We start from the raw sequence: 23,178 nt of genomic DNA, 5'->3' as shown, positions 1-23,178 counted from the left end.
TGCTCAGGGCTAAAATTAATTCCTTTATTTCACGTTGCTCCAGTATGCCTGAATTTCGCTGGCAAGTCCGGCACGGTCAATGACGTCAGCCAAGTATTTCTGCATGGATGCACCCAGTTTGGACCAGTGATCCGCAGGAAGTGTACTCATTGATTCCTCGATTTTTCCTGCCTTGATGTATTCACTAATGGACTTGCCAAGCGGATTGGTTGGCTCCAGTGTGATGTTGCTGAATGCCGGAATAATACTGGCTTGATTCACCAGGAAATCCTGACCTTTTTCGTTATAAACAATCCACTCCAAAAATTTCTTCGCAGCTTCCTGCTGCGCTGGTGTGCTCTTTTCCTTATCCAGCAATATTCGTTTGGATACGGCAGCAGAGATTTGCGTATTACCGAAATCATCCGCATTATTGCTTACAGGTACCGGCAGGAAGCCGTATTTTCCATCTGCTGTATCAAAGCTTGAAATTTGCGGCCATGCCCAGTTGCCCTGGAACCAGATGCCAACCTCACCCTTGCCAAGCACCTCAGGTCCACGCTCATAAGTTCCGGACAGGGGAGAAGCCTTGTCAATATTGTAGGTTTTCATCAGATCAAATGTATCTAACAAGCCATTAAACACGGCGTTGGAAGCAAGGTCCACTTGACCTGCCTTCAGATCAGTAATGAATTGATCCACCTTCGCACGGTCCGGCGACTGCCCACCATATGCAAGCCCCAGATAATGCGCACCAAGTGACCAATCCATCGGAGATACAATCAAAGGTGATTTTCCAGTAGCAGCGATCTTTTGGAACAGCTCATCAAGCTGTGCAGTGGTCTGTACAGACTTTGGATCGAATGTCCCACCTACCGCCTGATCCAAAACATTCTGGTTATAGATGAATCCATATCCTTCAATAGAGAACGGGAAGGCATAATTTTTGCCATCAAACGTTGTAGCCGCTGTGCTATTCTCCACAGCGTCCTTCATCCAAGACTCGGATGTGAGATCCAGAACACGATCCTTGAATTTCTCGACATCCCCTGTATCCAGCATCATCATCGTTGTAGGGCTGCCGGAAGCATACAAAGCAGACGCTTTTTCAAACGGAGACTGTCCACTGCCTACAGGTACAATTTCAAGTGTGATATTTGGATTTTCGGCATGGAAGTCTTTAGCCGCTTGCTCCAGCTGATTGTTAATTTCCGACTTGGAATTGAGCATCGTGATTTTGACACTCTCACTGCTGCTCCCCTCTGAGGAGGAGTTGGACTCCGTCGCTGCTTTAGTTCCACATGCCGACAATACAAGCATCATAATCAAAGACAATACCGATAATTTCATCATCCATCTCTGTTCTCTTTTCATCTTGTTATGGCCCCCGATCAGTAGTTTAAAAGGAAACGCTTACAAATCGAATTATAATGTCAAAGGTTTGACATGTCAATCGTTTGACATACCATTTAAAAAAAAATATTGTGCCTTGTTTTTTTCGTGGCAAAAGGACAAACAGGAAAAAACGACCTGTATCAGGTCGTCTCTCTCTCCACTAAGGTAACTGGCAAAATATGCTCCATTCCGATCTTCTCTTCCGCGAGCTGGCGCCGAATCAGATCAATCGCCAGCTTAGCCATGGCCTCCACCGGCTGCCTGATCGTTGTTATGCCAGGCACCGTATACGCTGCCGCACGACTGTCATCATAACCTACAATAGCGATATCGTCAGGTACCTTGCGCCCACCTAACATGATCTGCTTCAGCGCATGCACCGCCATCAGATCACTCGTTACAAAGAGCCCATCCACCTCCGGGTGTTGTGCAAGCAGCTTATCCACCAATTCCGTATACTGATGCTGATCAAACACATTCAGATCGGTTTCATGAATCATGACCGGCTTGACTCCATGAGCCTGCAATGTATCAACGAAACCTGTCGTCCGGCGATTGGACAGCATTTGCAATTCCAAATTACCGCAGATATGTGCCAGATTCCGTCTGTTCTTCGAGAGCAGCAATTCAGCAGCCATAACCCCTCCCTGATAGTTATCAGATGAGATAAAAGGGATGTCTTCACCGATCTTACGATCAAAGGTCACGATTGGGGAATGCAAATTCATATACTCATCGACTTCAAGTGTATGACTTCCCATAATAATGCCATCCACGCGATTACCCTTGAGCATTTCCACATATTCACGCTCTTTGGAAGGGTCCATGTGGGAATTGCATAACATAATTTTAAATCCATTCTGGTATGCATGGTACTCAACATAGTTAGCCAGTTCTCCAAAAAACGGATGGGATACATCGGGAATAATCAAGCCTATAACATTGGATTGTTTACGCAGAAGAGAACGGGCAATTTCGTTGGGTCGATAGTTCAGTTCGTCCATGGTTTGATACACTTTGTCCCGAGTCTTCTGACTGATATATCCCCGGTTGTTTAATACACGCGAGACGGTAGTTACAGAAACTCCTGCCCTGAGTGCAACATCATGAATTGTTGCCATAACAGCCTCTTTTCCTACAACATTCTTCATACAGATATTATTATAAACCTATTGCTAACCCTGAACCAATCCGCGGTATCTGCCCGCTCTTTCATTCCGCTACAATTCTCGCTCTCGGCATGCTATGCATAGCTCCGTGCGTAACATGGACCTGTACCACATACGTGCCTGGTTCTTCAAAGGTATGCTGGATTTCATATAGCCCTTCCTCTGTCTCATTGGCAGTAATAGCCCCCTGATTCTCCAGTTCGTCCGCTGTCATCATACCTTTTTCCGGAGATACAGAAGGTGGATCATCAAGCTCATTCCAGACCTGAAATTGCACGTGGTCGGCATGGCTTAACGGTGTATCTCCCTGTGTAAGCTTCACCTGCAACTGTATTGGTTTATGAAGAGAAGCCTTCTCTGGAACGACAAGTTTCACTTTGATCATCTCTGGCATCTCACCCGATTGTGACTGTTCCTCATAAGAGCATCCCACTGTCAGGAGGACCAGAACAATGAAGGGCATGAACCAACGAGCTTGTCCACTCATCACCATCTGTCCTTTCTTATAAAGAAGATTTTGGTGTTTTGCCGATACCCCACAGCATTACGATGATGATAATAAAGGCAATCAGTGCGAGTAGTGGAATGGTGATGAAACCAAACCAGTTCAAATAGTCGGTATAACACGGAACCTTGCCACAAGCTACGGCATTACCTGTAGCCGAAAAAATACGCTGGATTGTTACATGATATAACGAAATGCCACCACCCACAAAACTAAGTGGGAGTACGTATTTCGTGATGCCCACGTCATCCTTAAAGTAGGCAATGCCCAGCAAGATGGTTAGTGGATACATGAATATACGCTGGTACCAGCATAGATCACACGGAAGATATCCCTTGATCTCACTGAAATAGAGACTCCCCCCTGTTGCAATAACGGAAACGGCCCAAGCCACAAATAACCGGGTATCCACATTTCTCGCTGGACGCTCCGATTTTGATGATGTACTCATTCCTCTGTCCCCCTCTTCATTTTGCTTATACCAAATGATCATACATCATTCTAGACTCCATCGGCTATTCCAGCTGTTATGTAGGTCATTACTCGATGATTATACCAAATATTTGAACTTTTGGGTTCATTCATGGTCACATTGAATATGTCCATCCTGCTCCATACCTTTGGTCCTTGCGTACGTATTGCCCCAGTCGCACATCGTGTTCAAGACCGGAACGAAGGATCTTCCGAGATCAGTTAAACTATATTCTACTTTTGGCGGGACTTCCTTGAATATTTCCCTATGAACGAGGCCATCACTCTCCAACTGTTTCAATTGGTCTGTTAAGACCTTTTGTGTGATTCCAGGTATCAGTTCATAGAATTCCTTGGTTCGCACCGATTGTTGGCTCAGAAAAAAAAGGATAAGACACTTCCACTTCCCCCCAGCGATATCCATGAAAATATTTATTCCGGTATTATATTTAACCAATGTGCCGTCCCTCCTCAATAGATACTTTAAAGTGGCTATACCACCTTTTTGTGCGTTATTTTCGTATTTGTTATTGCCTACTATAATTCAAGGGAGCTCTAAATAACAACGATGGAGATGATTTTGTGAGTGTACAAACCATTTTGGAAAAACGACGTTCCGTTCGTCATTTTGATTCAAATTATACGATAAGCCCAGTGATTCTGACATCGCTTATTGAATCTGCAAGCAAGTCACCGAATGGGAATAATATTCAAGCCACCCGGTACCTAATTATTGATGATCCCGACTTGCGGAGCACATTGCTGCCTATAGCTTTTAATCAACAACAGGTGATGGATGCTTCAGCATTGATAGTCATGTTGGGGGATTATCAGGCATTTGAGCAAGATAACATCATCAACATTCACGAAGAAGGCTTTCAGTCGGGCTATTTTGATGCATCACTCCGAGATTATCTGGCGAATGCGGCAATACAATACTATGCAAATAAATCGGATGAAGAGCTCAAGGTGGAGTTAACCCGAGATGTAAGCCTAGCATCGATGTCATTCATTCTACTCGCTAATGAGGCTGGTTTCGAAACCATCACGATGTCAGGTTATGATTCCGCTCAATTAAAAGCCAGCCTGAATATTTCCGATAGATACTTGGATGTCATGCTGATCGCAGTTGGCAAAGGTATTAAAAATGGACATCAAACGGTACGTCATCCTGTGCATAAAATTATGTATCGCAATACAATAACTTCCTTAGGATAACAAAAAGAAGCTGCCGTATGGGGCAGCTTCTTTTTAATTCATTCGTATTAAACTCTTCTTATTACATGGATTTGGTCAACGTAATGGAACCATCTTTTTGTGCCCATTTCACGTCCCAGTTCAGAAGTTCAGCAATGAAACGCAGAGGTACTTGCGTACGTCCATCTTTGTTTACAAATACCGTTGCACCCACGTTTTTCTTCACGCCGTTCACTTCCATAACGTTGTTGTTCACCCAGAATTCAAGGGTATCATCGCCAGCCATTACCGTTACTTGTTGTGCTTTTTTGTCCCATTTCACTTTTGCGCCAATACCTTCACTCAAGAAACGCAATGGAATGTAGGTTGTGTTTTTCCAAAGTACTGGTGTGGTGTCCATGTTGGTTGTTTTATTGTTAATTTTCAGCATTTTGCTGTTCAGTTGCATCCATACTGTTGTCATTTCTGGTGCAGGTGTTGCTGGCTCTTGGAATTTGTCGTTAAATTGAGTCACAATTGCGTTACCCAAGGCTTGACCTACACCAAACATCACTTTGAAGCCTTCACGATTCGTTGTGTAAGAAGCACCATAATTACCTGCTGCATATTGATTCAATACGTTTTGCACTTGATTTTCATGTGTTGTCAGTGCTTGTTGTCCTGCTGCTTTTGGCAGATTGCCAGCTGTTGCGGAATCCAGGAATGTAGCGAATTCTGTTGTAAATCCGTCAATTCGTTTCTCAACTGCTGCACGAGCCGCAGCATCGTTGTTTTTCACGGCTTTTACATAGTCGCTTTGCGCATTAACGTGATTGGTTACCCAAATTTTCTCGAAAGCATTGGCACCATCGTTACCGTAAACGGAAGCAATCGCTGCTTTGAAGTCAGCTGTGTTTCCAGCTTCAGCTGTAATCAGTGCGTTGGAAGCGGATGTACGACCATCATATTCCTCTTGCATTTGCAGAGCCGAAAGCGCAAAGTGCTCAGAAGCCAAGTGGTTGAGTGCAGATCTCAGATCAGCTGCTTTTGTATCCGCTTTGGTATTTTCAAATTTCTCAGGCATTTGTGTAGTTATTGCTGTGGAAAGCGCCTTACTTACGTCGAACATTTCTTTGAAACCTTCACGATAAGCCTTGTATGCATCAGCGTAATCTCCAGCTACATACTCATCAAATACTTTTTGCACGAGATCTTCATGTACTTTCAGCGCCTGTTTGGCTGCTGCTTTTGGCAATTTGCCTTCGGTAGCTGTGCTCAGGAACGTGGAGAACTCATCCACAAAACCGTTGATGTTGGCCTGTGCTTGTTTGATCCCAGCCTGGTTGCCCATTTTGGTTGCTTTCACCAGATCATCTGTGTATTTGTTATGAGCGCGGAAGATGCGTTCGAATTCTTTGGCACCTGCCTCACCATATAGGGAAGCAATCGCTGGTTGCATATCCAGTGCATTCTGGTCGAGTGCTTTGTAGGCTGCATCTGCATCTTTTGCTCCGTCATATGCTTTTGCCATTGCAGTTACTGCGAGTGCAAAGTGCTCGGACAGCAGGTGGTCCAGGTTTGCTCTCAAGTCAGCCGCAGGTGTATTTACGGATGCTTTCATCATTGTCATTGGTGTCTGTGGGGCGGAAGTTGCTCCAGCGATTCCCGGCATCAACAGTGTCAAGCTAAGTACAGGTGCGATAAACTTCTTCATTTTCATTTTCATTACGTGTTCACTCCTCGATTATGTTTTGTGTATAATTTCTTTCCTTGTCGTCGTCTTCATAGGGTGTAACGCAGGGTTCTCTAATCTGGATCACTCTGTGGGCAAAAAAAATTACAGCCTTCAGTGAAGAAAGCTGCAAATGCCTGATGTATCAAGGTTTTTTTGAATTAAAAAAATATAAAATTATATTGATCTTTCCGATCCAAGACTACATACATACTGTAAGACAGATACTTCATTTACCTTATTTTCTCAACTAAAGCTTACATCAAAGGTTATCCTGAAGTACAATAAGGACATATCATATTATTCGCGAAGGAGGTCCATTCATGACCTGGTTGCCTTATGTTTTAATTGTAGGTATCGCCTTGTTTGGAGGTATTGCTACCATGATTATCGGAAATTCCAAAGCCAATCAGACCAGCAACCCCGAATATGACCGCCGCACAAAGCAAAACCTCAGTAAACTTTCCTATGTATATGTTGGTGCGATTGTACTTGGTTTTGGCGGACTAGTCCTCTATCTCTTCAATTAAAGTTATTCAATTCGGCACGTTCGAACACGCCTAGCAGCTTCCGTTTTCATTCAACATTCTCCTGTATATACACACATGTTTACAAGTTGGAGATAATTCAGAATTATTCTGGATATGTTCGGGGTTTAATATAAAGCCATAAGGGACAGCGAGCCCATTAAACAAAACCAAACCCCAACTTGAAGGAGAGATATATGATGAAAAAAAACATGAAGAAATCCGTAGCAACGATGATGGTACTGGGCATGGCATTAACAGGAGCGACTGGCGTATTTGCCGGAACGCAGCTGGAGAAGATCTCGGCATACCTTAACCATGGAATCAGCTTCAATGTTGAAGGCGCGGCTTACTCACCAACCGATGGCAATGGCAAAAAACTGGCTCCAATTACCTATAACAACTCTACTTATCTGCCTGTACGTGCGCTTGCCGATGCCCTGCATGTACCTGTATCCTATGACAGCAAAAAAGGACAGGTCATTATTGGCCAAGCAACAACCAATCCATCAGCCCTGACGAATGTAACGTATAGCGCTGCACAAAAAGCGGCAATTCAAAAAGCTTTTGCACAATTCGATGGGTTCGAGACAGCTTATGCCCCTCAGCAGATGATCGCAGGTGACACGTTTAAAAGTATAGGTGCAGGTGGCGACGGCGTCAGCTTTGTTTTCAACCATATGAAAGTGGATGTATCTCCAAGAGATTATTCGGACGGTTATATGAGCAAAGACGTTAAACTGTCCAATGGCGTTATCGCCAAGTGGTACACACCCGATCAAACGGGCATGCTCACCTTCCAACTGGATGATCGCTACGTTACCCTTAGCTCCCCGGATCATAAGCTGAGCCAAACTCAGTTGCAACAAGTCGCTGTCTCTGTTCAAAAGGCAACTGGCAGCAACGATCAAGGGACCACTGCATTCGCTGATGTGAACTATAGCAAACAACAATTGGATAACATGCGTAAGGCATTTGCGAAGTTTGACGGATTCACCACTGCTTATGCCCCACAACATATGGTTGCTGGAGATACGTTCAAAAGCGTAGGTGCAGGCGGTGATGGTGTAAACTTTGTTTTCAATCGTATGAATGTAACGGTATCCCCTAAAGACTACTCGTTCAGCTATGATGGCAAAACGGTAAAACTGCCTAATGGCGTATCAGCCAAATGGTATACACCAGACCAAACGGATATGCTCACGTTCAAGCTGGATGATCGTTATGTAACCATCAGCTCACCGAATAACCAATTGACTCACACTCAACTGGAGCAAATGGCGGTATCCGTACAAAAAGTGAAATAAACAAAAATAAACACACATCATTTCGGTCCCGCTCTATGAGCTGGGGCTGATTTGGTGTGTGTTACGTATGCTCAAGCTCTGCTGCAAAGACCTCTTCCTGTTCGTCTGTCCCTATCCTGCAATTAACTCTCTGCCTTGTTCATGACTTGGCGAAGCCAGTAATACCGATGCAAGTCCATGATAAAGTGAAACACGACAAAAGCCAGCATAATGTATATACACATTAGCACAACAGCCACAGTCTGCTGTGTAACAAAGGCCAGTGAAATATTGGCCAGAAGATATGCTCCGCCCGTAATCATCGTTAATGTGGCAACAGGTACATCCGTGCTCTTATCCCCTTTTTTACGCTGAGGGGGGTGCTGCAGCTTACGCAAACGAAACTTCACGTACTGGAACAAGGCAAAACCATATACGGCAAATGATCCAATGGCGTACCAAGGTGTCGACAGACCAAGTGTCCCGTAGGCAAACTTCTGTATAATCACCATAAATCCCACAGAACAAACGATGCCAAATACGCCTCGGAACAATACATAATTTAGTTGGAGTCTGCGTGGGGCAGCAATCAGGGCAATCGCCCATATATTCATAAAGGCTAGCGGTGGCACGAGAATATACGCATACAGCGATTGGAACGGGACACTGAACACGGGAATAAGCAGAAATACGTTAAGAAAAAACAGGACAAGTATGCCTGCACTCAGCCGAATACCATCTACCGCATAGATAACATAAGGTGAATCATCATACGGTTTTGAACGTTTATTGTTCGCCATTATAGATCTTCCTTGATAGATACGTTTCGTCATGACTACAATGCCAGTTCAGCCAAACGAACAACCCTGCGATAGACCATCGCATCCATCAAATCCTCCCAATCGAGTTCACTGGCATTAACGTCTCGATAATAGACCGCAGCAGCAGGCAAGAAACCAACAAGCGGTCCTGTACCACCACATATCAGGCTACCGCCGTCTCCGCCTTTGGGCATCACATCCCCAGCCGAATCACGTGTAAGCTCAACCTTGTAGGGATCACCGGCAAATTGCACCCCGAAAAAATTCGGCAGTTCAAGATCATACGCACGATCAGTTTCTTTAACCCGTGAAGAGTCCGGTTCTAGCGAAGCATCCACAATCTCATCTACGTCTTCCGGAATTCCAAAGTGCTTCAATTTCATCGTATAGTCGAAGCTATCTCCCCAGGGAAATAATGTGCGACAACCGCCGCCATAGATGTACTCCCATTCGTCTTCGGTCAGCAAACCAAAACCCGCCGCAGCTTCCTCCCTCACAACGTCTTCCAACTCTATTCCTTCGTTGAACCACAGGATTCGGACTTCATTTTCACTGTGGCGAATCAGACGAAATTGTTGATGCAATTCATATTCACGTATTTCCGATTGCTTAAACTGCTCCAGTGCTGACGGGAAATCAGGATTTTCCTGTGCAAATGCTTCCTCCTCGGACACTTCAATCCAGCCAAGCGAGATCAGTTCGCATTCAACAAGCATCGGCGCAATAGTAACTTCTCTCACAGGTGACATTTGACTCGCCAGAAACGAATCCACGTCCTCCACACCATACTCACTGACCGTTTCATGCAGGTCGGCTGACGTCTCTTCGTTCATACCATGCTGCCAACGTTCCCAGCCGAGTGTTACCTGATCCCCAGGCACAAACACAAATCTCAGCCCCTCCTCCGTAAATACACCTGTCTCCATCCGCTGACCGAATCGTTCAAATGTCTCGAGACCCTCATATACCATACCAACTGGTAACTGACGAACAAGCTTATGCATCCATGCCTCTTTGTCCTGAGTATTCAACGCCTGCCACATGTCTCGTCTCAATGTTTCCATAACTCCCCCCACCTTCCCTTATACACTTTCACTTCTCTAAAATGCTTTACTGGCTGGCACAGCACAATCTCACTTGTCTTGTTTACATTTTTATTTCCCTGCGGCCTGCAACAGTTCCAGCAATAATTCCTTCCGTCTTCCCTCCGCTTTGCGAGCGAGCGTTGAGAGCTTCTCCACCTTGCCAAAGATCGGATAGAGTACACGTTCCGCTTCATAATACTCAAGTTCTTGAATCTGTCTAACCAACAGTTCGAGTATTTCCTCATTCTCCAGCTCGGGCTGAATCTTGAGCTTCAGACTATCGGTCGAACGACGCAAGCCGGTGACTAACGCAGGTATGGATTGAGCCGTTACACCCTGTTTTTCCACAAATGCCGCAATGAACTTATCCTGAATTAACTGATGCTCATCATCCACTTCACCCATGTAATATTCAACCAGCGGGAAATACCGCTCATCCACGAGCCCCAGCCCAAAGGTTGCATAACTGCCTGGCATACAGCTTTTCTCTCCCTCGGTATCCTCATAAAACTCGAACTCCTGGATAGCCTCACGCGCATACTCTTCCAGAAGTGGATGCAACTCCGGGTACTCCAGTGCATTGGCAAAGAATCGGTGCGTATCCGACTTCGCGAGTCCCTTGATCGGCAAATACTGTTTTACGCTGGACTTGAGCTTGATCTTATAACTTTTCGGAAAGCCCTGTTTCAATAAATGAGTGATAAAGGTAAGTGCCTGTTGATAGGCACCCGGCACTTCCTTACGAATGTGAATGGTCATCAGAGCAAATACATCATTTGCTTTGCATTCTACTTCTTCCGTTTTCACATGTATATCGTCCTTCGCATACGTTCCGCTACCTTCTGTCATCATACGTACCGCACGTTTGCTACCAAGCTGCTTCGCGAGTTCCAGAAAAATCACACCTTTGGGTTTGCTATAACTCGGCTCAAAACGTAGAATCATGACCGCCGCGTATAACAGCAGATCGATTGGTTGAGTCCCGGATGTTTGCTGCTCCCCATGCTCGTCCAAATGTTGACCTGTCTGTGTTTCAATATTCGATTGAAGCGTTACTCCGGGCTTAAGTGAATATTCATTGGTACGATAAGGCGAAGACTGTACATCATAATACTGTGGCAAAAACTGATTCTCCGCCCATGACGTCACTGCACGAGTAATCTCACCACGATGTTCCGCAAGTGCATCCGGACGACCCTGATTCAACTCTTGAATCCGGTCATACTGCCTGATGGTCCATGCTACATCCAACTCCAGGAACAGCTTTGGATCGAGCAGATGACTCGTCAAAAAAAAGGATTCCAATGGCTTCGTTGGATATGTACTGTTCTCCAGCTTCTTGTCTACATAGGTATGAATACGCTCAAGGAGCAGCTGTCTTTTCTCTTCGTTTATCCATTCAAATAAAGTCAGTTGCAACTTGCCTTCGGTTGTTGGGAATTTCCCGCGGAAGGTAAAGCAGTAGTCAATCAAAGGGGAATTTGCCAGCTTGTCCAATCTTCCCTGCACTACCTCTGCAAGCTTAGGCCCAATCTCGTTCCGTACCTGTTCCTCGGTAAAGGCTCCTGCCTGCTTTGATTTCACATCATCATCCAAACCCAGATCCAGGCTGTCTACCGTGGTCCGTCCAGGTTTGTAATCCAGTACAATATCATTAAAAATACCCATTTGCAGTGTAGTTCGCTTCACAACACTTTCCAAGTCATCCCGTTTTTCCTGTTCATCAAACCATTCATGAATCGTCGTCATCATCTCTTCCATCGCCTGGTCATAAAGTGTGCTCATCTAATCTCCTGCCTTCCCATGCATCTTATGTGTTCATCAACCACACTTGAACCGACTTGAACCTCTATGAATCCCGGTCAATCCGGGACATCTATGTTATAAATACGTATTGATGTTCGTATATTACCTATTATTTTACTCTCTCAAGTACAATCGGAACAATAAGGCTTACGCACGGTTGTTCGCTAGTAAGAGAGATCTACGGATTCCTTTTTTTTCATATCTATGTATGCTTTCGGCATGCCCTCGCTATCGTCATCCCCACGTTGTATAATCATTGTATTCCTTTTCAGGAGGTCCGACTAAATGAGCTACAGCAAATACTTCCCCTTGGAAAACTATTTGAATCAAGTTTCAATCACCCTTACATATGCAGAGCTTGAGGAGATTCTCGGATTTACGTTACCCCCTACAGCGTATAATCGCGAACAATGGTGGGTGAATAATTCCATGAATCATACACAGGCACTATCCTGGTTAAATGCCGGATGGAAGGTGGAGAATGTGATTTTAGGAAAACAAGTAACTTTTGTGCGCTGCGAGTCATAATCGATCATGTATGATATAGATTGAACTAAAGGTTATTCACACTTACCACTCCAATGACAGAACAACCTTCCGATCACTGTTATCCCCAGATTTTTTTTCATTCACTCTTACAAAGGTAACAATCTATGGATAAAGGCGAGACTATGCTTCCGATGCAGCTTTCTTTCAGAAAGCTTTTAGCTTCGCTTCTTCAGGTTATTTCTGCCCTCTCCGTTCTCGTGTAAATGTTTAGTTCAATTTATATGGATTATTGGTATCCATTTCAAGCTCTATTTTTCTTATCCTTGTTGTTTTTATAATATGGAAGATGCCTACTAAAAAAGCAGGGTAGACTGATGAATTCATCAGTTCTCCCCTGCTTTGTAAATTAATTTACTGTCTTATACCACTCGTTCACTTCGGCGGTAATATCATCCCCGCCCATGGACTTCCACTTCGTCACAAACGCATCAAATTCCTCAATGCCCACCTGACCATAGATGATCTTGCTGAACGTATCCTTCTCCAGTTTGTCGATTGCGTCCTTCTTCATTTTCATCGTCTCGGTCGGTGCCCCGGTGAACTTGTTCTTGATCGCATTATCTTTATTCGCAACGACCACCTCAGCGGCTACAAACACTTCCGGTTTGTTGGCAATTTTCGTATTTTTCTCAAAAGGAGTTTCCGGTTCCTTGCCCTTCGCAAGTTCCGCCAGTGTATCCATCATCAGATTCGGAATTCGGGCACCATCATACGTAATTGTATATTTGAGTGGTGATACGCCGTCCTTCACTTCGGCTTCACCAACAACTTTGCCATCCACGATGTCATAGTCATATCCTTGCGCGAAGCCATGTTCGAACTCGCTGCCCACTTCCGGATTAGCAAAGTTGTCGAACAGATAATTCTGATATGTGAAGAAAATCTCCGGGTTCGCCATGTCTTTGTTAATCAGCACCACCCCATTGCTTGCACCAGAACCATGTTGGTGGCTCTCACCTGTTGGTCCTGTAGGTAAGGCAATGGCCTTGTACGTGGCACCATCCACATTTTTCTTCACATCATCAATCGGCCAGTTTGGCATCCAGTGTGGTCCCACGATAATGCCTGCTTTACCTGCGGTGAACAGTTCTGCTGCCTTGATCTCGTCATAGACACCCGCTTCTTTGGGCAGGTAACCTTTGGACAACCAATCTTTCATCGTTGCAAGACCTTCCTTCACGCCTGGCTGAATGGAGCCATATTGCAGTGTTCCGTCCCCGGCATCATTCCACTGTCCAGGCATCGTGTTGTACATGCCGAAGATCCAGCCGGATTCCGTCATCCAGGTATTGAGCGCATTTTTCATGCCCACCGTCAGACCATACGTATCTTTCTTGCCGTTCCCATCCGGGTCCTGATTTGTAAAAGCATCCATGACCGTAACCAGCTCATCCATGGTTTTTGGTTCTTCCAGTCCCAGCTTCTTCAGCCAGTCTTCCCGAATGAACATGACCGAATCGCCGTTGTACGCATAATCGAAGATCGGAATCCCATAACGCTCGCCCTCATACATGTACGGATACCATTCCTCCGGCGCCGATTCAGATGCCTGTTTCCATGTGTCCGAAGCATACTTGTCAAACAGCTCGCCTGCATTCGCAAATTTGCCGGACTCAATTAATTCCCGGACCAGATTGTAGTCCCCCCGAATGGAGACAATATCAGGCAGTTCTTCGTTAGCAGACAGAGACAAGCGTAATTTCGTATAAAATGCATCATTGGTCACCGATACAGCCCATGGCGTGGTCAGATCGATGCCAAGTCGTTCCTTGGCCCATTTCGTATGCACATTGTTCTGTGCCGTTTCCCCATTCTTGAACTTCGTGTCATCATTCCAGGCCCGCAAATAACTCATCTGTACCGCCGGTTCATATTTCCCGTCTTGCAGAGCAAGTGGTGCAGCGGCTTCCTTCGCCGGTTCTTCCTTGGCCCCCGAACTACATGCCGTTACGGCAACCATCGTGATCGCGAGCAATGCCGTCATCATTTTTCTATACATGAACTAACCCCTCCTCAGGTAACTTGGATACCCTTATGTGCCAAATGCACCTTACATGAAAAGGATAGTGCAGCCGGGGAGGCAAACATATATCACAATTTCAATGTTCATATCGATTTGTTAACCGTTCCGAAAATCCTGCGGGGTCAGTCCATAATGTTTGCGGAACACCTGAATGAAATAAGGCGTGTTATTGTACCCCACTTCCTGACCGACTTCATAGATCTTCATCGCCGTATGTTTCAGCAAATGAACTGCACGTTCCATTCTGGAACGGATAATGTAATCACTAATGCCTTCCCCTGTGGATTGTTTATACATTTTCGACAGATATACCGGGTGCAGATGCACCTCTCCGGCAATGACCTGCAACGATAAATCCTCCCCCAAATGATGGTCAATCCATTGCTGCACCTGCCTGATCAGCGTTGATCCGGCACCCTGTCCCGCATCGCTTGTGCTCTCTTCCCACTGCTGCATCACACTTCTGGTCCACGTTTCCAGACTACGCAGCGAGATGCCATAACCATCCTTGAGCAGCTGCTGGTACTGCTCGCCAAGCACTTCGGCTAACTGTCTTCCTTCCCGGTGAGCCATATATGAGAATGCCGCCGCCAAATAATGAAAAGCCACATACACATGTTCCGGAAACACACTGTTCGAAAGTTCGGCAAAGATCTGATCAATCTTACGGTGTGCATCCTCCATGCGTCCGGCTTCCAGTAACGTCGTCAGACCCGGCGGTTCATACAGCGCCGCAAGTGACTTTAACGTGGCCCCATTGGTTCCCGCTGCCGCATTCAGATGTAGTCCTTTGCCTGCATCGGCTTGCTTGCGAAGCGCACTGACGGCTTGATGATATAGCTGAGGCACCTGATCTGGGAAACGCCCCATACGACTAACGGATAGGGAAATGGTCGCGTTCAGATACTGCCTCACACTGTGGATCAACCGTTCTCCAAGTCGGCCCATTAACATTTCAGGTTCGGCCTGAGTTTGTTTGGGACTGGCCATGAAAACCAGATCATCATAGGCGTCATCCGTATGGCAGAGATGATAGGTACTGCCGTAGATCTCTTCCACCACATTTGAGATGGCGTACTTCATCAGTCGAAATGCTCTATGTGTGGGTTGATGGTCATCATAACGAATGAGCAGCAGTTGCATTTTATCCTGTGGGCGGAACCCGATCTCCAATTGCTCCAACTTGCCTTCGAGTTCAGCATCCGCAAATTTATGCCCTAACAGCACATCCTTCATGAGCTCCGCCCGCTTCTCGGGCAGATGCTCTCTTACCGAATACATGGCCCGCTGGTGCAGCAACTGTTTCTCTCCCTCCAGCCGAATCTGCACAGCGGCCTGCTGCACGGATTCGATCAGTTCCTCATCCCGAACCGGTTTGAGCAGATAACTGACTGTCCCATGTTTGAGCGCCTGCTTCGCATAATCGAAGGAAGCATGCCCCGATAAAATAATACATTTGGTCTGTTCCCACTTTTGCCGGATGTGACTGACCAGATCCAGACCGGACAGACCCGGCATGCGGATATCCGTGATAATAATATGGACCTGGTGTGTTGCCATATGTTCCAGGGCTTCTTTGACTGAATAGGCCTTGAATACCTGGCCAATCCCGTGTTCTCTCCACGGTATCGAGACAGCAATCGACTCTACTGCGGAATGTTCATCATCCACGACCATCAGATTCATCATACATTTGTTCCTCCTCAAACCATCGAATTTCTACACTAAGTCCACCATAAGGAATCGCTCCAAAATGAAGCCCGGACGACAGCCCATATCGCGTAACGAGACGCTGGTGCACATTCCACGTCCCCGTTCCAATCTCTTCGCCCATCGGTTCATTGATCTCCCGTTCCAATTCCGCAATCTCTTCCGCTGTTAGCGTGACACCGTCATTGTCAACAAACAGGCTATATCTTGTATATTTGCGACCCTCTATATGTTCGGGTACCGCCATCCCCGTTACGACGACATGCCCACTGCCTTCCATCGGCTCAATGCCGTGGATCACCGCATTCTCTACGATTGGTTGAATGAGCAGTCGCGGAATGTGAAGCTGCATCAGTTGCTGAGGTACGGCGATCTCGTAGGTCAACCGATTGGTCCGCATCTGTTGAATGGACAGATAATGGTCCAGCAGCCGAATCTCTTCTTCCACTGTTGTCATGTCATTCTCGCCCCGCGTAATGTAGCGATAGTAGTCTCCCAGACTTAGCGACATGGCAATAACCGCTTCACGGTTGCCAAGCTGGGTCATATTTTTGATATAAAACAGGCAGTTATACAGGAAATGCGGGTTGATCTGTGATTGCAGATGCTTCAATGTCGCTTCCCGTGAGCGAATACGTTCCTCGTATACCTTCTCGATCAGTTCCTGAATCTGCTCCGCCATATGGTTGAAACTCTGGGTCAGGTACGCGAATTCATCACGGGAGTGATCGACCGGAATCCGAGTGGACAACTGGCCTTTGCGAATCTGTTGCAACCCTCTCATCAAACGATGGATTGGCACCTGGACTTTTCGATACAAAAGCAGTGCAGCCCCGATACTGAGCACGAGCAGCAACAGAATTGATGTAATAAACATATTTCGGCTCTTGTCCATCGGGGTTAACAAATCATCCAACACCACCGGGTTCACGTATACTGCTTGCAGTTGTTTGGAGTGCACGTAACTGACCAGATACTGTTTGTCGCCCACCTCCAGCTGATGATTACCTTCCCTCTCCGGTCCGTTAAAGGGGATATCTCGCATAATCGCTTCGACCAGTTCGGGGTCCGCCGTACGGTTCAGCAACGGATCATTGCCCGGTACGAGCAAGAAAGGATCTCCGCCCTGCGTTTCTTTGAAATCATCCAGCATGGCAACCACGTTCATCGGGTCAAAATTAATCTCCATTACCGTTCGCACACCTGTGTTCACCGGTTTTTCATTCCATTCGTAGTTATCCGTGAAAAAGTAGGTGAAGATTCCCTGCTCCAGCTGCCAGTGGCCAGGTTGCGGAAACGTCAACATCTTTTCATCGTAGACCGTCCGGCTGGACATGGTGGACAACACAAGTTCCGCTTGTGGCAGCACAATGGTAATATCGTTCTTCCAACGGCTGGTGGACTGGTACAATGATAATTTGTCGAGAATATCCAGATAGATGCTGTTTTTCTCATATTGGCTGGTGGAGTCCGTCATGTAACGGTAGTGCAGGATACTCGGATCTCGCAGCAATGTCAGGCCATACAGAGAGAGCTGCTCGATATTTTTATCCACCTGGGAACTGAAATAATTAAACTGGTTCAGACTCGACTGTTGTTTCTCTTCAACGACCATGTCCACATTTGCCTGGTTCGCATACGTATAGAGCAGCAGAATGGGTACGAGCAGGCAGATTAAGAGAATGACCGTTTTCGCAAATACTGTGAATTTCATCGTTTCACCCTGTCCCTGAATTTGAAGTCGTTCTACACCGAAGTCCTATTTTATATTGAAAACCCTTACATTTCTATATGATTTTATATTCGCCCGCTTTCCTGCAACTTGTAATTCTCTGTTTCCATCAACAAGTTAATATTTCAACATCCGCATTGAAATGTTGTTCTATAGTCCACCCTTTTCCGTTGCTATAATTCAGTTGCTCCACTCTGCGCAGAGGCTTACTCGCCTCATCATGCCGGAGCTGGACGAGATAAAGGAGGGACCCTGATGGCTATGGAACAACCGTTAACAACCAATACGCCGGTGCGAAAAATGACACCCCATCCACGCAAACGTACCCGCTGGAATTTCAAACGTACATGGCCGCTGCATCTGATGCTGCTGCCTGCTGTACTGCTCACTTTACTGTTCGCCTATGTGCCTATGGGCGGCATTATTATTGCTTTTCAAGACTTCAAACCGTGGCTGGGGTTCACTGGCTCCAAATGGGTGGGCTGGGACAACTTCCGGTTCATGTTCGAATATCCCGACAGCGTTCAGGTCATCTGGAACACGGTGCTAATTGCTTCGATGAAAATTGTGGCCGGACTTGTGGCCCCCGTGGTGTTCGCCATTTTGCTAAACGAGGTTCGGAACTCTACGTTCAAACGTTTCTCACAGACCTTGGTGTACCTGCCCCATTTCCTGTCCTGGGTTGTACTAGGCGGCATTCTGCTCGATATGTTATCACCGGAAGGTGGGCTGGTAAACCAGGTGTTAGCGGCGGCTGGCGTTGAACCGATCTTCTTTCTGGGAGATGGCGACTGGTTCCGTGTAACGGTAGTTGTCAGTGATGTGTGGAAGGAGTTTGGATTCGGAACGATTGTATTTCTGGCAGCACTTGCGGGCATTAACCCGGCACTGTACGAGGCTTCGGAGGTAGATGGAGCAACACGGCTCAGACAGACATTACACATTACCCTGCCTGCGCTTGTACCGATGATTATCGTGGTAGGTACGTTATCGCTGGGCAATATCCTGAATGCAGGCTTTGACCAGATCTTTAACCTGTACAATCCGCTGGTATATGAGAAAGGCGATATTATCGATACCTTTGTCTACCGGATGGGAATTCTGAATGGCAAAATGAGCTTTGCGACCGCTGTTGGACTATTCAAATCATTTGTCGCGATGTTCCTGGTCATCTCTGCGTACCGGATGGCGTACAAAATCGCCAATTATCGTATTTTCTAAAAGGGTTAGCATAATGCATTAAGGAGGAATCAAGGTGTATCACAAAACAACCGGGTACCGTATATTCAATGGTTTCAACCTGATATTCATCGCGGCCGTCTCCATCCTGTGCATCCTGCCGCTGGTCCATATTCTGGCGGTTTCCTTCAGTGGTAAGGCGGCAGCATCCGCCAATCTGGTGACACTTTGGCCGATTGATTTTACGGTGGACGCCTATACCAAAACATTTGGTAACAGTAACTTTCTCAGTGCACTCTGGATTTCAGTCCAGCGTACGGTTCTGGGCACACTGCTCAGTATGACACTTGTCTTCCTGACGGCTTATCCATTATCCAAGGAAAGTCTGCACTTCAAGGGACGTTCATTATATGCGTGGTTTTTCATCTTCACGATGCTGTTCAGCGGGGGATTAATTCCGTCTTATATCTTGATCCAGAAGCTTGGACTGATTAATACGATGTGGGCTCTCATTTTGCCGGGGGCGGTGGCTGTCTGGAACCTGATTCTCATGATGAACTTTTTCCGCAACGTACCGAAAGAGCTGGAAGAAGCTGCATTCATTGATGGGGCCAATCATATCACAACTCTGTTCAAAATTTATCTGCCTGTATCCATGCCCGCTATTGCGACGATTTCTTTATTCACGATGGTAGGTCAGTGGAATTCCTGGTTCGACGGGCTAATCTATATGAATGATGCTTCCAAATATCCACTCGCCACGTTAATGCAGACCATAATCGTACAGCAGGATTTCTCCAACATGAACGTGGACGCGACGCAGCTCCAGAACATGTCTCAACGTACGGTGAACGCGGCTCAGATCTTTATTGGCGCTCTGCCGATTCTGCTCGTATATCCATTCTTGCAACGTTTCTTCGTAAAGGGAATTGTGCTCGGGGCGGTAAAAGAGTAAGGCAAACACACGGAATCCCGTTATGGGATTCTTTTTCCTTCTATAAGTGCATTCTATAGCTCATGATTTCAGTTGTTTTGAAATTTTTCTGCCGCGAATAGCGTTGTTATATTCATTAATCAATTCATCCAGCACCATGGATTGGCGAATAACCTCCGGATGCCATAGTTCCGCATATTGATCAGCAATCTGGTAGAGCCTTTGCCGTGCATGTTCGATACATTCCTGAATGGTTTCCGGATTATGTACCATACTCCCGCCCCCTGTTATCCTTGAATATCATCATCCAAAAAAGACCATCTAATATAATATTCGGAACAATAGGGGGTTTGGATTACCCCAAAATTAAAATTTTGGTTATTTTTTCTTGTAAAATTTATTTTTAGCATGGATCACATGAGTTGATGTGCAAATATGTTCAATACAAATAAACCGAATCGGCTGTAGCCTGTCCGGTTTATTAGCGTTTATATCTTTTCCAGAACAACTTCACATGCCGAGATGAATATGAGCAGACTCAACAGCTTACTTACGCTAATCCTTATATTCCGTAAAGAAAACGTCCTCAAGAACGGCCTTGGCCTTCTTCAGATCACGGGAATTCAGCGTATGAAGCATCCCCATAATTTCATTCATTTCCTCGTTAATGGTCACTGCTTCCGCATTCTCATTATCATTATCGTTTGAAGCTTCATCGGGATATGGTCCCCCTTCACTAGTAACCATGGATGGACTGTCTTTTTCCGAATGGAACCAGGAGGTATGCGCGGTGTCACGGAGAGCATGCACTAAGAACTGCAATTCATCTTCGGTATATCGTTGCAAAAAACGATTTGCCCCTAGATCAATTTGTTGATGCATGGCTTGATGCAAACGATAAATACCTTGACCAAGTTCTGTCATGCGAAACAATACTTCTTTTTTATTATCCGGAAGGTATTCAGGCAGAATGATATTTTTCTGCACCAGCCTTTTGGTGATTTTGGAAACTGTGCCTTTGGAAAAGCCGAATTGCTTTGAGATGGTTATACCATTTACAGGTTCAAGTGTTCCGATCGCATCCAGCACATGCAGCATGGTAACCGTCATTTCTTGGACTAACTCTTGAACTTCCGAATTAGGGCTGTTCTTAAGCAGCCATTCCTTCTCTTCGTCATCTTCCGCTTGGAATTTAATCTGTATGTCTCTCACAGCTTCCAGCACTTCATTGATCAAGTGCTCTTTATTGTGATTGTTTGATGGCTTGATCATCCTTTTTCCCCCAACACTAATGAACTTCATCCCAGTATATCAAGGAAAGGTCCGCAATTAAAGTTTCCAAGGAAACAATGTTGACAAAAGAACAGAATTTAAACTAATATTGTTGCAATGAAACTTATTGTTTCTTAGAAACAATAAGTTTGTGAGCGTCATAGTCCGTTAGTCATGAGAATCAAAAATTATTTTAGACCCAATTTAGAGAGGAACATTACAAATGACAGATATACGATTCAAGCCATCGCAAGAGAAGGGACAACCGGGTATGAGTCCATTAAGGGAGAATTACGATATCGACGTATTGGTTGCAGGTGCTGGTCCGACAGGATCTACATTAGCAGCAGATCTGTTGCGCCGCGGCCTTCGTGTACGGCTCGTTGACAAGGCTCCTCACGCCTTTAAGGGCTCTCGTGCCAAGGGAGTACAGCCGCGAACCCAGGAGTTGTTGGAGGACCTTGACGTGCTGAGTGATGCTCTTACAGAGGGAAGTTCCTACCCTCTCGCGGGTATTCATCTCGGGCCGATCATCGTGCCATGGCGCATGCAACAACGGAATAAACCAACACCAGATGTACCCTATCCGAATATTCTTCTGCTGGCTCAGCACCGCACGGATGCCATCCTGCACCGCTTGCTCGAACGTCTGGGACTGAATATTGAATTTAACAACGCGGTGGATTCTTTTGAACAGGATGCCGATGGGGTGACAGTAACGCTCTCTTCAGGGGAGAAGATTCGCAGCAGATATCTGGTGGGGGCAGACGGTGGTTCCAGCACCGTTCGTAAAGGTGTTGGGATTCAATTTGTCGGAGAGACCCACGAATCGGATCGGATGCTTATTATTGACGGTACAATCGATGGTTTGTCCCGCAGTCGTTGGCATATGTGGCCACGCACACAAGGTAAATTTGTCGGAGCATGTCCATTGCCACACTCCCAACAGTTCCAAGTCATGATCAGGTTGGGAGCAGACGAGAATCCAGACTTGAATGAGGCTGTACTGGCCGCTCAGTTCCACAAGCTTACTGGTTTCCGCCTCTACGACATTACCTGGAGTTCCGTATTCCGTCCCAACGTGCGACTGGCTGAGCACTATCGGTCAGATCGTGTCTTCCTTGCAGGCGATGCCGCCCACGTCCATACCCCAGCCGGTGCACAAGGACTCAATACCGGTGTACAAGACGCTTACAACCTCGGCTGGAAAATAGGTCAGGTTATTGCCGGCGCACCTGATCGCCTGCTTGACAGTTACGAAGCGGAACGTCAACCCATAGCCGCACGCGTTCTTGGAAAATCCAGCGAGTTGTACGCCAAGCTAGATAATAAACGTCTCGCCAGTCTCAAACGTGGTGACGAAGAACGACAGCTCTCGCTATCGTATCATGGTGGACCACTTAGCTCTCAGAATGCATCAGCGACCAAGTCGCTTCAGGTCGGAGATCGAGCGCCCGATGCTCCATGCATCGGCCCAGGCGGTGTAAGACGACTATTTGAGATCCTTCGTGGACCGCAATTCACATTGCTTGCCTTTGGAGCCAATGCCTCTAATATTCTCCCAGAGCTGATCTGGCCAACCAGCGGTGCCAAATTACACAGATACATCGTTAGTCTCGGCAATGAAGCCGAACAGAATGTTATCAACGATACCACTCAAAAACTGACCGAAATCTATGGCATCAGCGATGATACGCTAGTACTGATTCGACCCGATGGTTACATCGGCAGCATCATCAAGGGCGACTGGCAGGCGGAATTTGAGAATGCGGTCAGCATGGTTACCCCACCACGTTAAGTGAGAAATATTTAAACTGCGCTTTAAGC

The 23,178-nt window shown here is 46.2% G+C and carries 21 protein-coding genes; 7 read left to right on the top strand and 14 right to left on the bottom strand.

Going from position 1 to position 23,178, the window contains the following annotated elements; all coding sequences use genetic code 11:
* Positions 1–24 precede the first annotated feature (24 nt).
* The 5 genes from QF049_RS27520 to QF049_RS27500 form a co-directional block, all read right to left on the bottom strand.
* A complete protein-coding gene (locus QF049_RS27520; RefSeq protein ID WP_307542033.1) occupies positions 25–1,353 on the bottom strand; it encodes an ABC transporter substrate-binding protein in 1,329 nt (442 codons plus the stop codon).
* Between the two features lie 161 nt (positions 1,354–1,514).
* Entirely contained in the window at positions 1,515–2,495 is a 981-nt protein-coding gene (locus QF049_RS27515; RefSeq protein ID WP_091019198.1) for a LacI family DNA-binding transcriptional regulator, read from the bottom strand.
* Between the two features lie 91 nt (positions 2,496–2,586).
* Positions 2,587–3,030, bottom strand: coding sequence for a FixH family protein (locus QF049_RS27510; RefSeq protein WP_307542030.1), 444 nt, complete (start codon positions 3,028–3,030; stop codon positions 2,587–2,589).
* A gap of 16 nt (positions 3,031–3,046) precedes the next feature.
* Entirely contained in the window at positions 3,047–3,499 is a 453-nt protein-coding gene (locus QF049_RS27505; protein WP_307542028.1) for a disulfide oxidoreductase, read from the bottom strand.
* A 126-nt stretch (positions 3,500–3,625) separates the two neighbouring features.
* A complete protein-coding gene (locus QF049_RS27500; RefSeq protein WP_307542026.1) occupies positions 3,626–3,976 on the bottom strand; it encodes a winged helix-turn-helix transcriptional regulator in 351 nt (116 codons plus the stop codon).
* Between the two features lie 143 nt (positions 3,977–4,119).
* Here QF049_RS27500 and QF049_RS27495 point away from each other — a divergent pair, with 143 nt between their 5' ends.
* Positions 4,120–4,737, top strand: a complete 618-nt coding sequence (locus tag QF049_RS27495; protein WP_307542024.1) for a nitroreductase family protein — start codon at positions 4,120–4,122, stop codon at positions 4,735–4,737.
* 61 nt (positions 4,738–4,798) lie between these two features.
* On the opposite strand, the gene QF049_RS27490 is transcribed toward QF049_RS27495, so the two are convergent.
* Entirely contained in the window at positions 4,799–6,415 is a 1,617-nt protein-coding gene (locus tag QF049_RS27490; protein ID WP_483874762.1) for a copper amine oxidase N-terminal domain-containing protein, read from the bottom strand.
* Positions 6,416–6,750: 335 nt separating this feature from the next.
* On the opposite strand from QF049_RS27490, the gene QF049_RS27485 reads away from it, so the two are divergent.
* Both QF049_RS27485 and QF049_RS27480 read left to right on the top strand, forming a co-directional pair.
* Positions 6,751–6,957: a hypothetical protein gene (locus QF049_RS27485; protein WP_124118176.1), complete on the top strand. Its 207-nt coding sequence runs from the start codon at positions 6,751–6,753 to the stop codon at positions 6,955–6,957.
* A 194-nt stretch (positions 6,958–7,151) separates the two neighbouring features.
* On the top strand, positions 7,152–8,261 hold the full coding sequence (locus QF049_RS27480; protein ID WP_307542019.1) for a stalk domain-containing protein: 1,110 nt from the start codon (positions 7,152–7,154) through the stop codon (positions 8,259–8,261).
* 122 nt (positions 8,262–8,383) lie between these two features.
* Here QF049_RS27480 and QF049_RS27475 read toward each other — a convergent pair whose 3' ends face one another.
* The 3 genes from QF049_RS27475 to QF049_RS27465 form a co-directional block, all read right to left on the bottom strand.
* Positions 8,384–9,043, bottom strand: a complete 660-nt coding sequence (locus QF049_RS27475) for a hypothetical protein (protein ID WP_373428372.1) — start codon at positions 9,041–9,043, stop codon at positions 8,384–8,386.
* 32 nt (positions 9,044–9,075) lie between these two features.
* Positions 9,076–10,125, bottom strand: a complete 1,050-nt coding sequence (locus tag QF049_RS27470) for a hypothetical protein (RefSeq protein WP_307542015.1) — start codon at positions 10,123–10,125, stop codon at positions 9,076–9,078.
* A gap of 90 nt (positions 10,126–10,215) precedes the next feature.
* Positions 10,216–11,931, bottom strand: coding sequence for a DUF6138 family protein (locus QF049_RS27465; protein ID WP_307542013.1), 1,716 nt, complete (start codon positions 11,929–11,931; stop codon positions 10,216–10,218).
* 306 nt (positions 11,932–12,237) lie between these two features.
* On the opposite strand from QF049_RS27465, the gene QF049_RS27460 reads away from it, so the two are divergent.
* Entirely contained in the window at positions 12,238–12,480 is a 243-nt protein-coding gene (locus QF049_RS27460; RefSeq protein WP_124118181.1) for a DUF7662 domain-containing protein, read from the top strand.
* A gap of 367 nt (positions 12,481–12,847) precedes the next feature.
* Here QF049_RS27460 and QF049_RS27455 read toward each other — a convergent pair whose 3' ends face one another.
* The 3 genes from QF049_RS27455 to QF049_RS27445 form a co-directional block, all read right to left on the bottom strand.
* Positions 12,848–14,500, bottom strand: coding sequence for an extracellular solute-binding protein (locus tag QF049_RS27455; RefSeq protein WP_036668098.1), 1,653 nt, complete (start codon positions 14,498–14,500; stop codon positions 12,848–12,850).
* 120 nt (positions 14,501–14,620) lie between these two features.
* Positions 14,621–16,213 (bottom strand): response regulator transcription factor, encoded by a 1,593-nt coding sequence (locus QF049_RS27450; protein WP_307542011.1) that lies wholly within the window; start codon positions 16,211–16,213, stop codon positions 14,621–14,623.
* On the bottom strand, positions 16,188–17,948 hold the full coding sequence (locus tag QF049_RS27445; RefSeq protein WP_307542009.1) for a sensor histidine kinase: 1,761 nt from the start codon (positions 17,946–17,948) through the stop codon (positions 16,188–16,190). Before QF049_RS27445 ends, QF049_RS27450 begins: the two co-directional genes overlap by 26 nt.
* Before the next feature lie 318 nt (positions 17,949–18,266).
* On the opposite strand from QF049_RS27445, the gene QF049_RS27440 reads away from it, so the two are divergent.
* Both QF049_RS27440 and QF049_RS27435 read left to right on the top strand, forming a co-directional pair.
* Positions 18,267–19,187: an ABC transporter permease gene (locus QF049_RS27440; protein WP_036668173.1), complete on the top strand. Its 921-nt coding sequence runs from the start codon at positions 18,267–18,269 to the stop codon at positions 19,185–19,187.
* A 34-nt stretch (positions 19,188–19,221) separates the two neighbouring features.
* Complete coding sequence (locus tag QF049_RS27435) at positions 19,222–20,100, top strand: carbohydrate ABC transporter permease (protein ID WP_017692164.1); 879 nt, start codon at positions 19,222–19,224, stop codon at positions 20,098–20,100.
* Between the two features lie 60 nt (positions 20,101–20,160).
* Here QF049_RS27435 and QF049_RS27430 read toward each other — a convergent pair whose 3' ends face one another.
* Both QF049_RS27430 and QF049_RS27425 read right to left on the bottom strand, forming a co-directional pair.
* The gene (locus QF049_RS27430) at positions 20,161–20,352 is read right to left on the bottom strand and encodes an aspartyl-phosphate phosphatase Spo0E family protein (RefSeq protein ID WP_307542007.1); all 192 of its coding nucleotides are present in this window, start codon (positions 20,350–20,352) and stop codon (positions 20,161–20,163) included.
* A gap of 282 nt (positions 20,353–20,634) precedes the next feature.
* Positions 20,635–21,351 carry a MarR family transcriptional regulator gene (locus QF049_RS27425; RefSeq protein ID WP_307542006.1) on the bottom strand — a complete coding sequence of 239 codons (717 nt, stop codon included), beginning with the start codon at positions 21,349–21,351 and terminating at the stop codon, positions 20,635–20,637.
* Between the two features lie 223 nt (positions 21,352–21,574).
* Between QF049_RS27425 and QF049_RS27420 the strand changes: the two genes are divergently transcribed.
* Entirely contained in the window at positions 21,575–23,149 is a 1,575-nt protein-coding gene (locus QF049_RS27420) for an FAD-dependent monooxygenase (RefSeq protein ID WP_307542004.1), read from the top strand.
* Positions 23,150–23,178 lie beyond the last annotated feature (29 nt).

Source organism: Paenibacillus sp. W4I10, assembly GCF_030816325.1.
In the GTDB taxonomy this organism is placed as follows: domain Bacteria; phylum Bacillota; class Bacilli; order Paenibacillales; family Paenibacillaceae; genus Paenibacillus; species Paenibacillus amylolyticus_B.
This window is presented reverse-complemented; position numbering and strand designations above follow the sequence as displayed.

What these genes read in the sequence shown, in the direction of transcription:
- QF049_RS27520 (WP_307542033.1), bottom strand. Translation starts at nt 1,353, where the DNA reads ATGAAAAGAGAACAGAGATGGATGATGAAATTATCGGTATTGTCTTTG.
- QF049_RS27515 (WP_091019198.1), bottom strand. Translation starts at nt 2,495, where the DNA reads ATGGCAACAATTCATGATGTTGCACTCAGGGCAGGAGTTTCTGTAACT.
- QF049_RS27510 (WP_307542030.1), bottom strand. Translation starts at nt 3,030, where the DNA reads ATGAGTGGACAAGCTCGTTGGTTCATGCCCTTCATTGTTCTGGTCCTC.
- QF049_RS27505 (WP_307542028.1), bottom strand. Translation starts at nt 3,499, where the DNA reads ATGAGTACATCATCAAAATCGGAGCGTCCAGCGAGAAATGTGGATACC.
- QF049_RS27490 (WP_483874762.1), bottom strand. Translation starts at nt 6,415, where the DNA reads ATGAAAATGAAGAAGTTTATCGCACCTGTACTTAGCTTGACACTGTTG.
- QF049_RS27485 (WP_124118176.1), top strand. Translation starts at nt 6,751, where the DNA reads ATGACCTGGTTGCCTTATGTTTTAATTGTAGGTATCGCCTTGTTTGGA.
- QF049_RS27480 (WP_307542019.1), top strand. Translation starts at nt 7,152, where the DNA reads ATGATGAAAAAAAACATGAAGAAATCCGTAGCAACGATGATGGTACTG.
- QF049_RS27470 (WP_307542015.1), bottom strand. Translation starts at nt 10,125, where the DNA reads ATGGAAACATTGAGACGAGACATGTGGCAGGCGTTGAATACTCAGGAC.
- QF049_RS27465 (WP_307542013.1), bottom strand. Translation starts at nt 11,931, where the DNA reads ATGAGCACACTTTATGACCAGGCGATGGAAGAGATGATGACGACGATT.
- QF049_RS27460 (WP_124118181.1), top strand. Translation starts at nt 12,238, where the DNA reads ATGAGCTACAGCAAATACTTCCCCTTGGAAAACTATTTGAATCAAGTT.
- QF049_RS27455 (WP_036668098.1), bottom strand. Translation starts at nt 14,500, where the DNA reads ATGTATAGAAAAATGATGACGGCATTGCTCGCGATCACGATGGTTGCC.
- QF049_RS27450 (WP_307542011.1), bottom strand. Translation starts at nt 16,213, where the DNA reads ATGATGAATCTGATGGTCGTGGATGATGAACATTCCGCAGTAGAGTCG.
- QF049_RS27445 (WP_307542009.1), bottom strand. Translation starts at nt 17,948, where the DNA reads ATGAAATTCACAGTATTTGCGAAAACGGTCATTCTCTTAATCTGCCTG.
- QF049_RS27440 (WP_036668173.1), top strand. Translation starts at nt 18,267, where the DNA reads ATGACACCCCATCCACGCAAACGTACCCGCTGGAATTTCAAACGTACA.
- QF049_RS27430 (WP_307542007.1), bottom strand. Translation starts at nt 20,352, where the DNA reads ATGGTACATAATCCGGAAACCATTCAGGAATGTATCGAACATGCACGG.
- QF049_RS27425 (WP_307542006.1), bottom strand. Translation starts at nt 21,351, where the DNA reads ATGATCAAGCCATCAAACAATCACAATAAAGAGCACTTGATCAATGAA.
- QF049_RS27420 (WP_307542004.1), top strand. Translation starts at nt 21,575, where the DNA reads ATGACAGATATACGATTCAAGCCATCGCAAGAGAAGGGACAACCGGGT.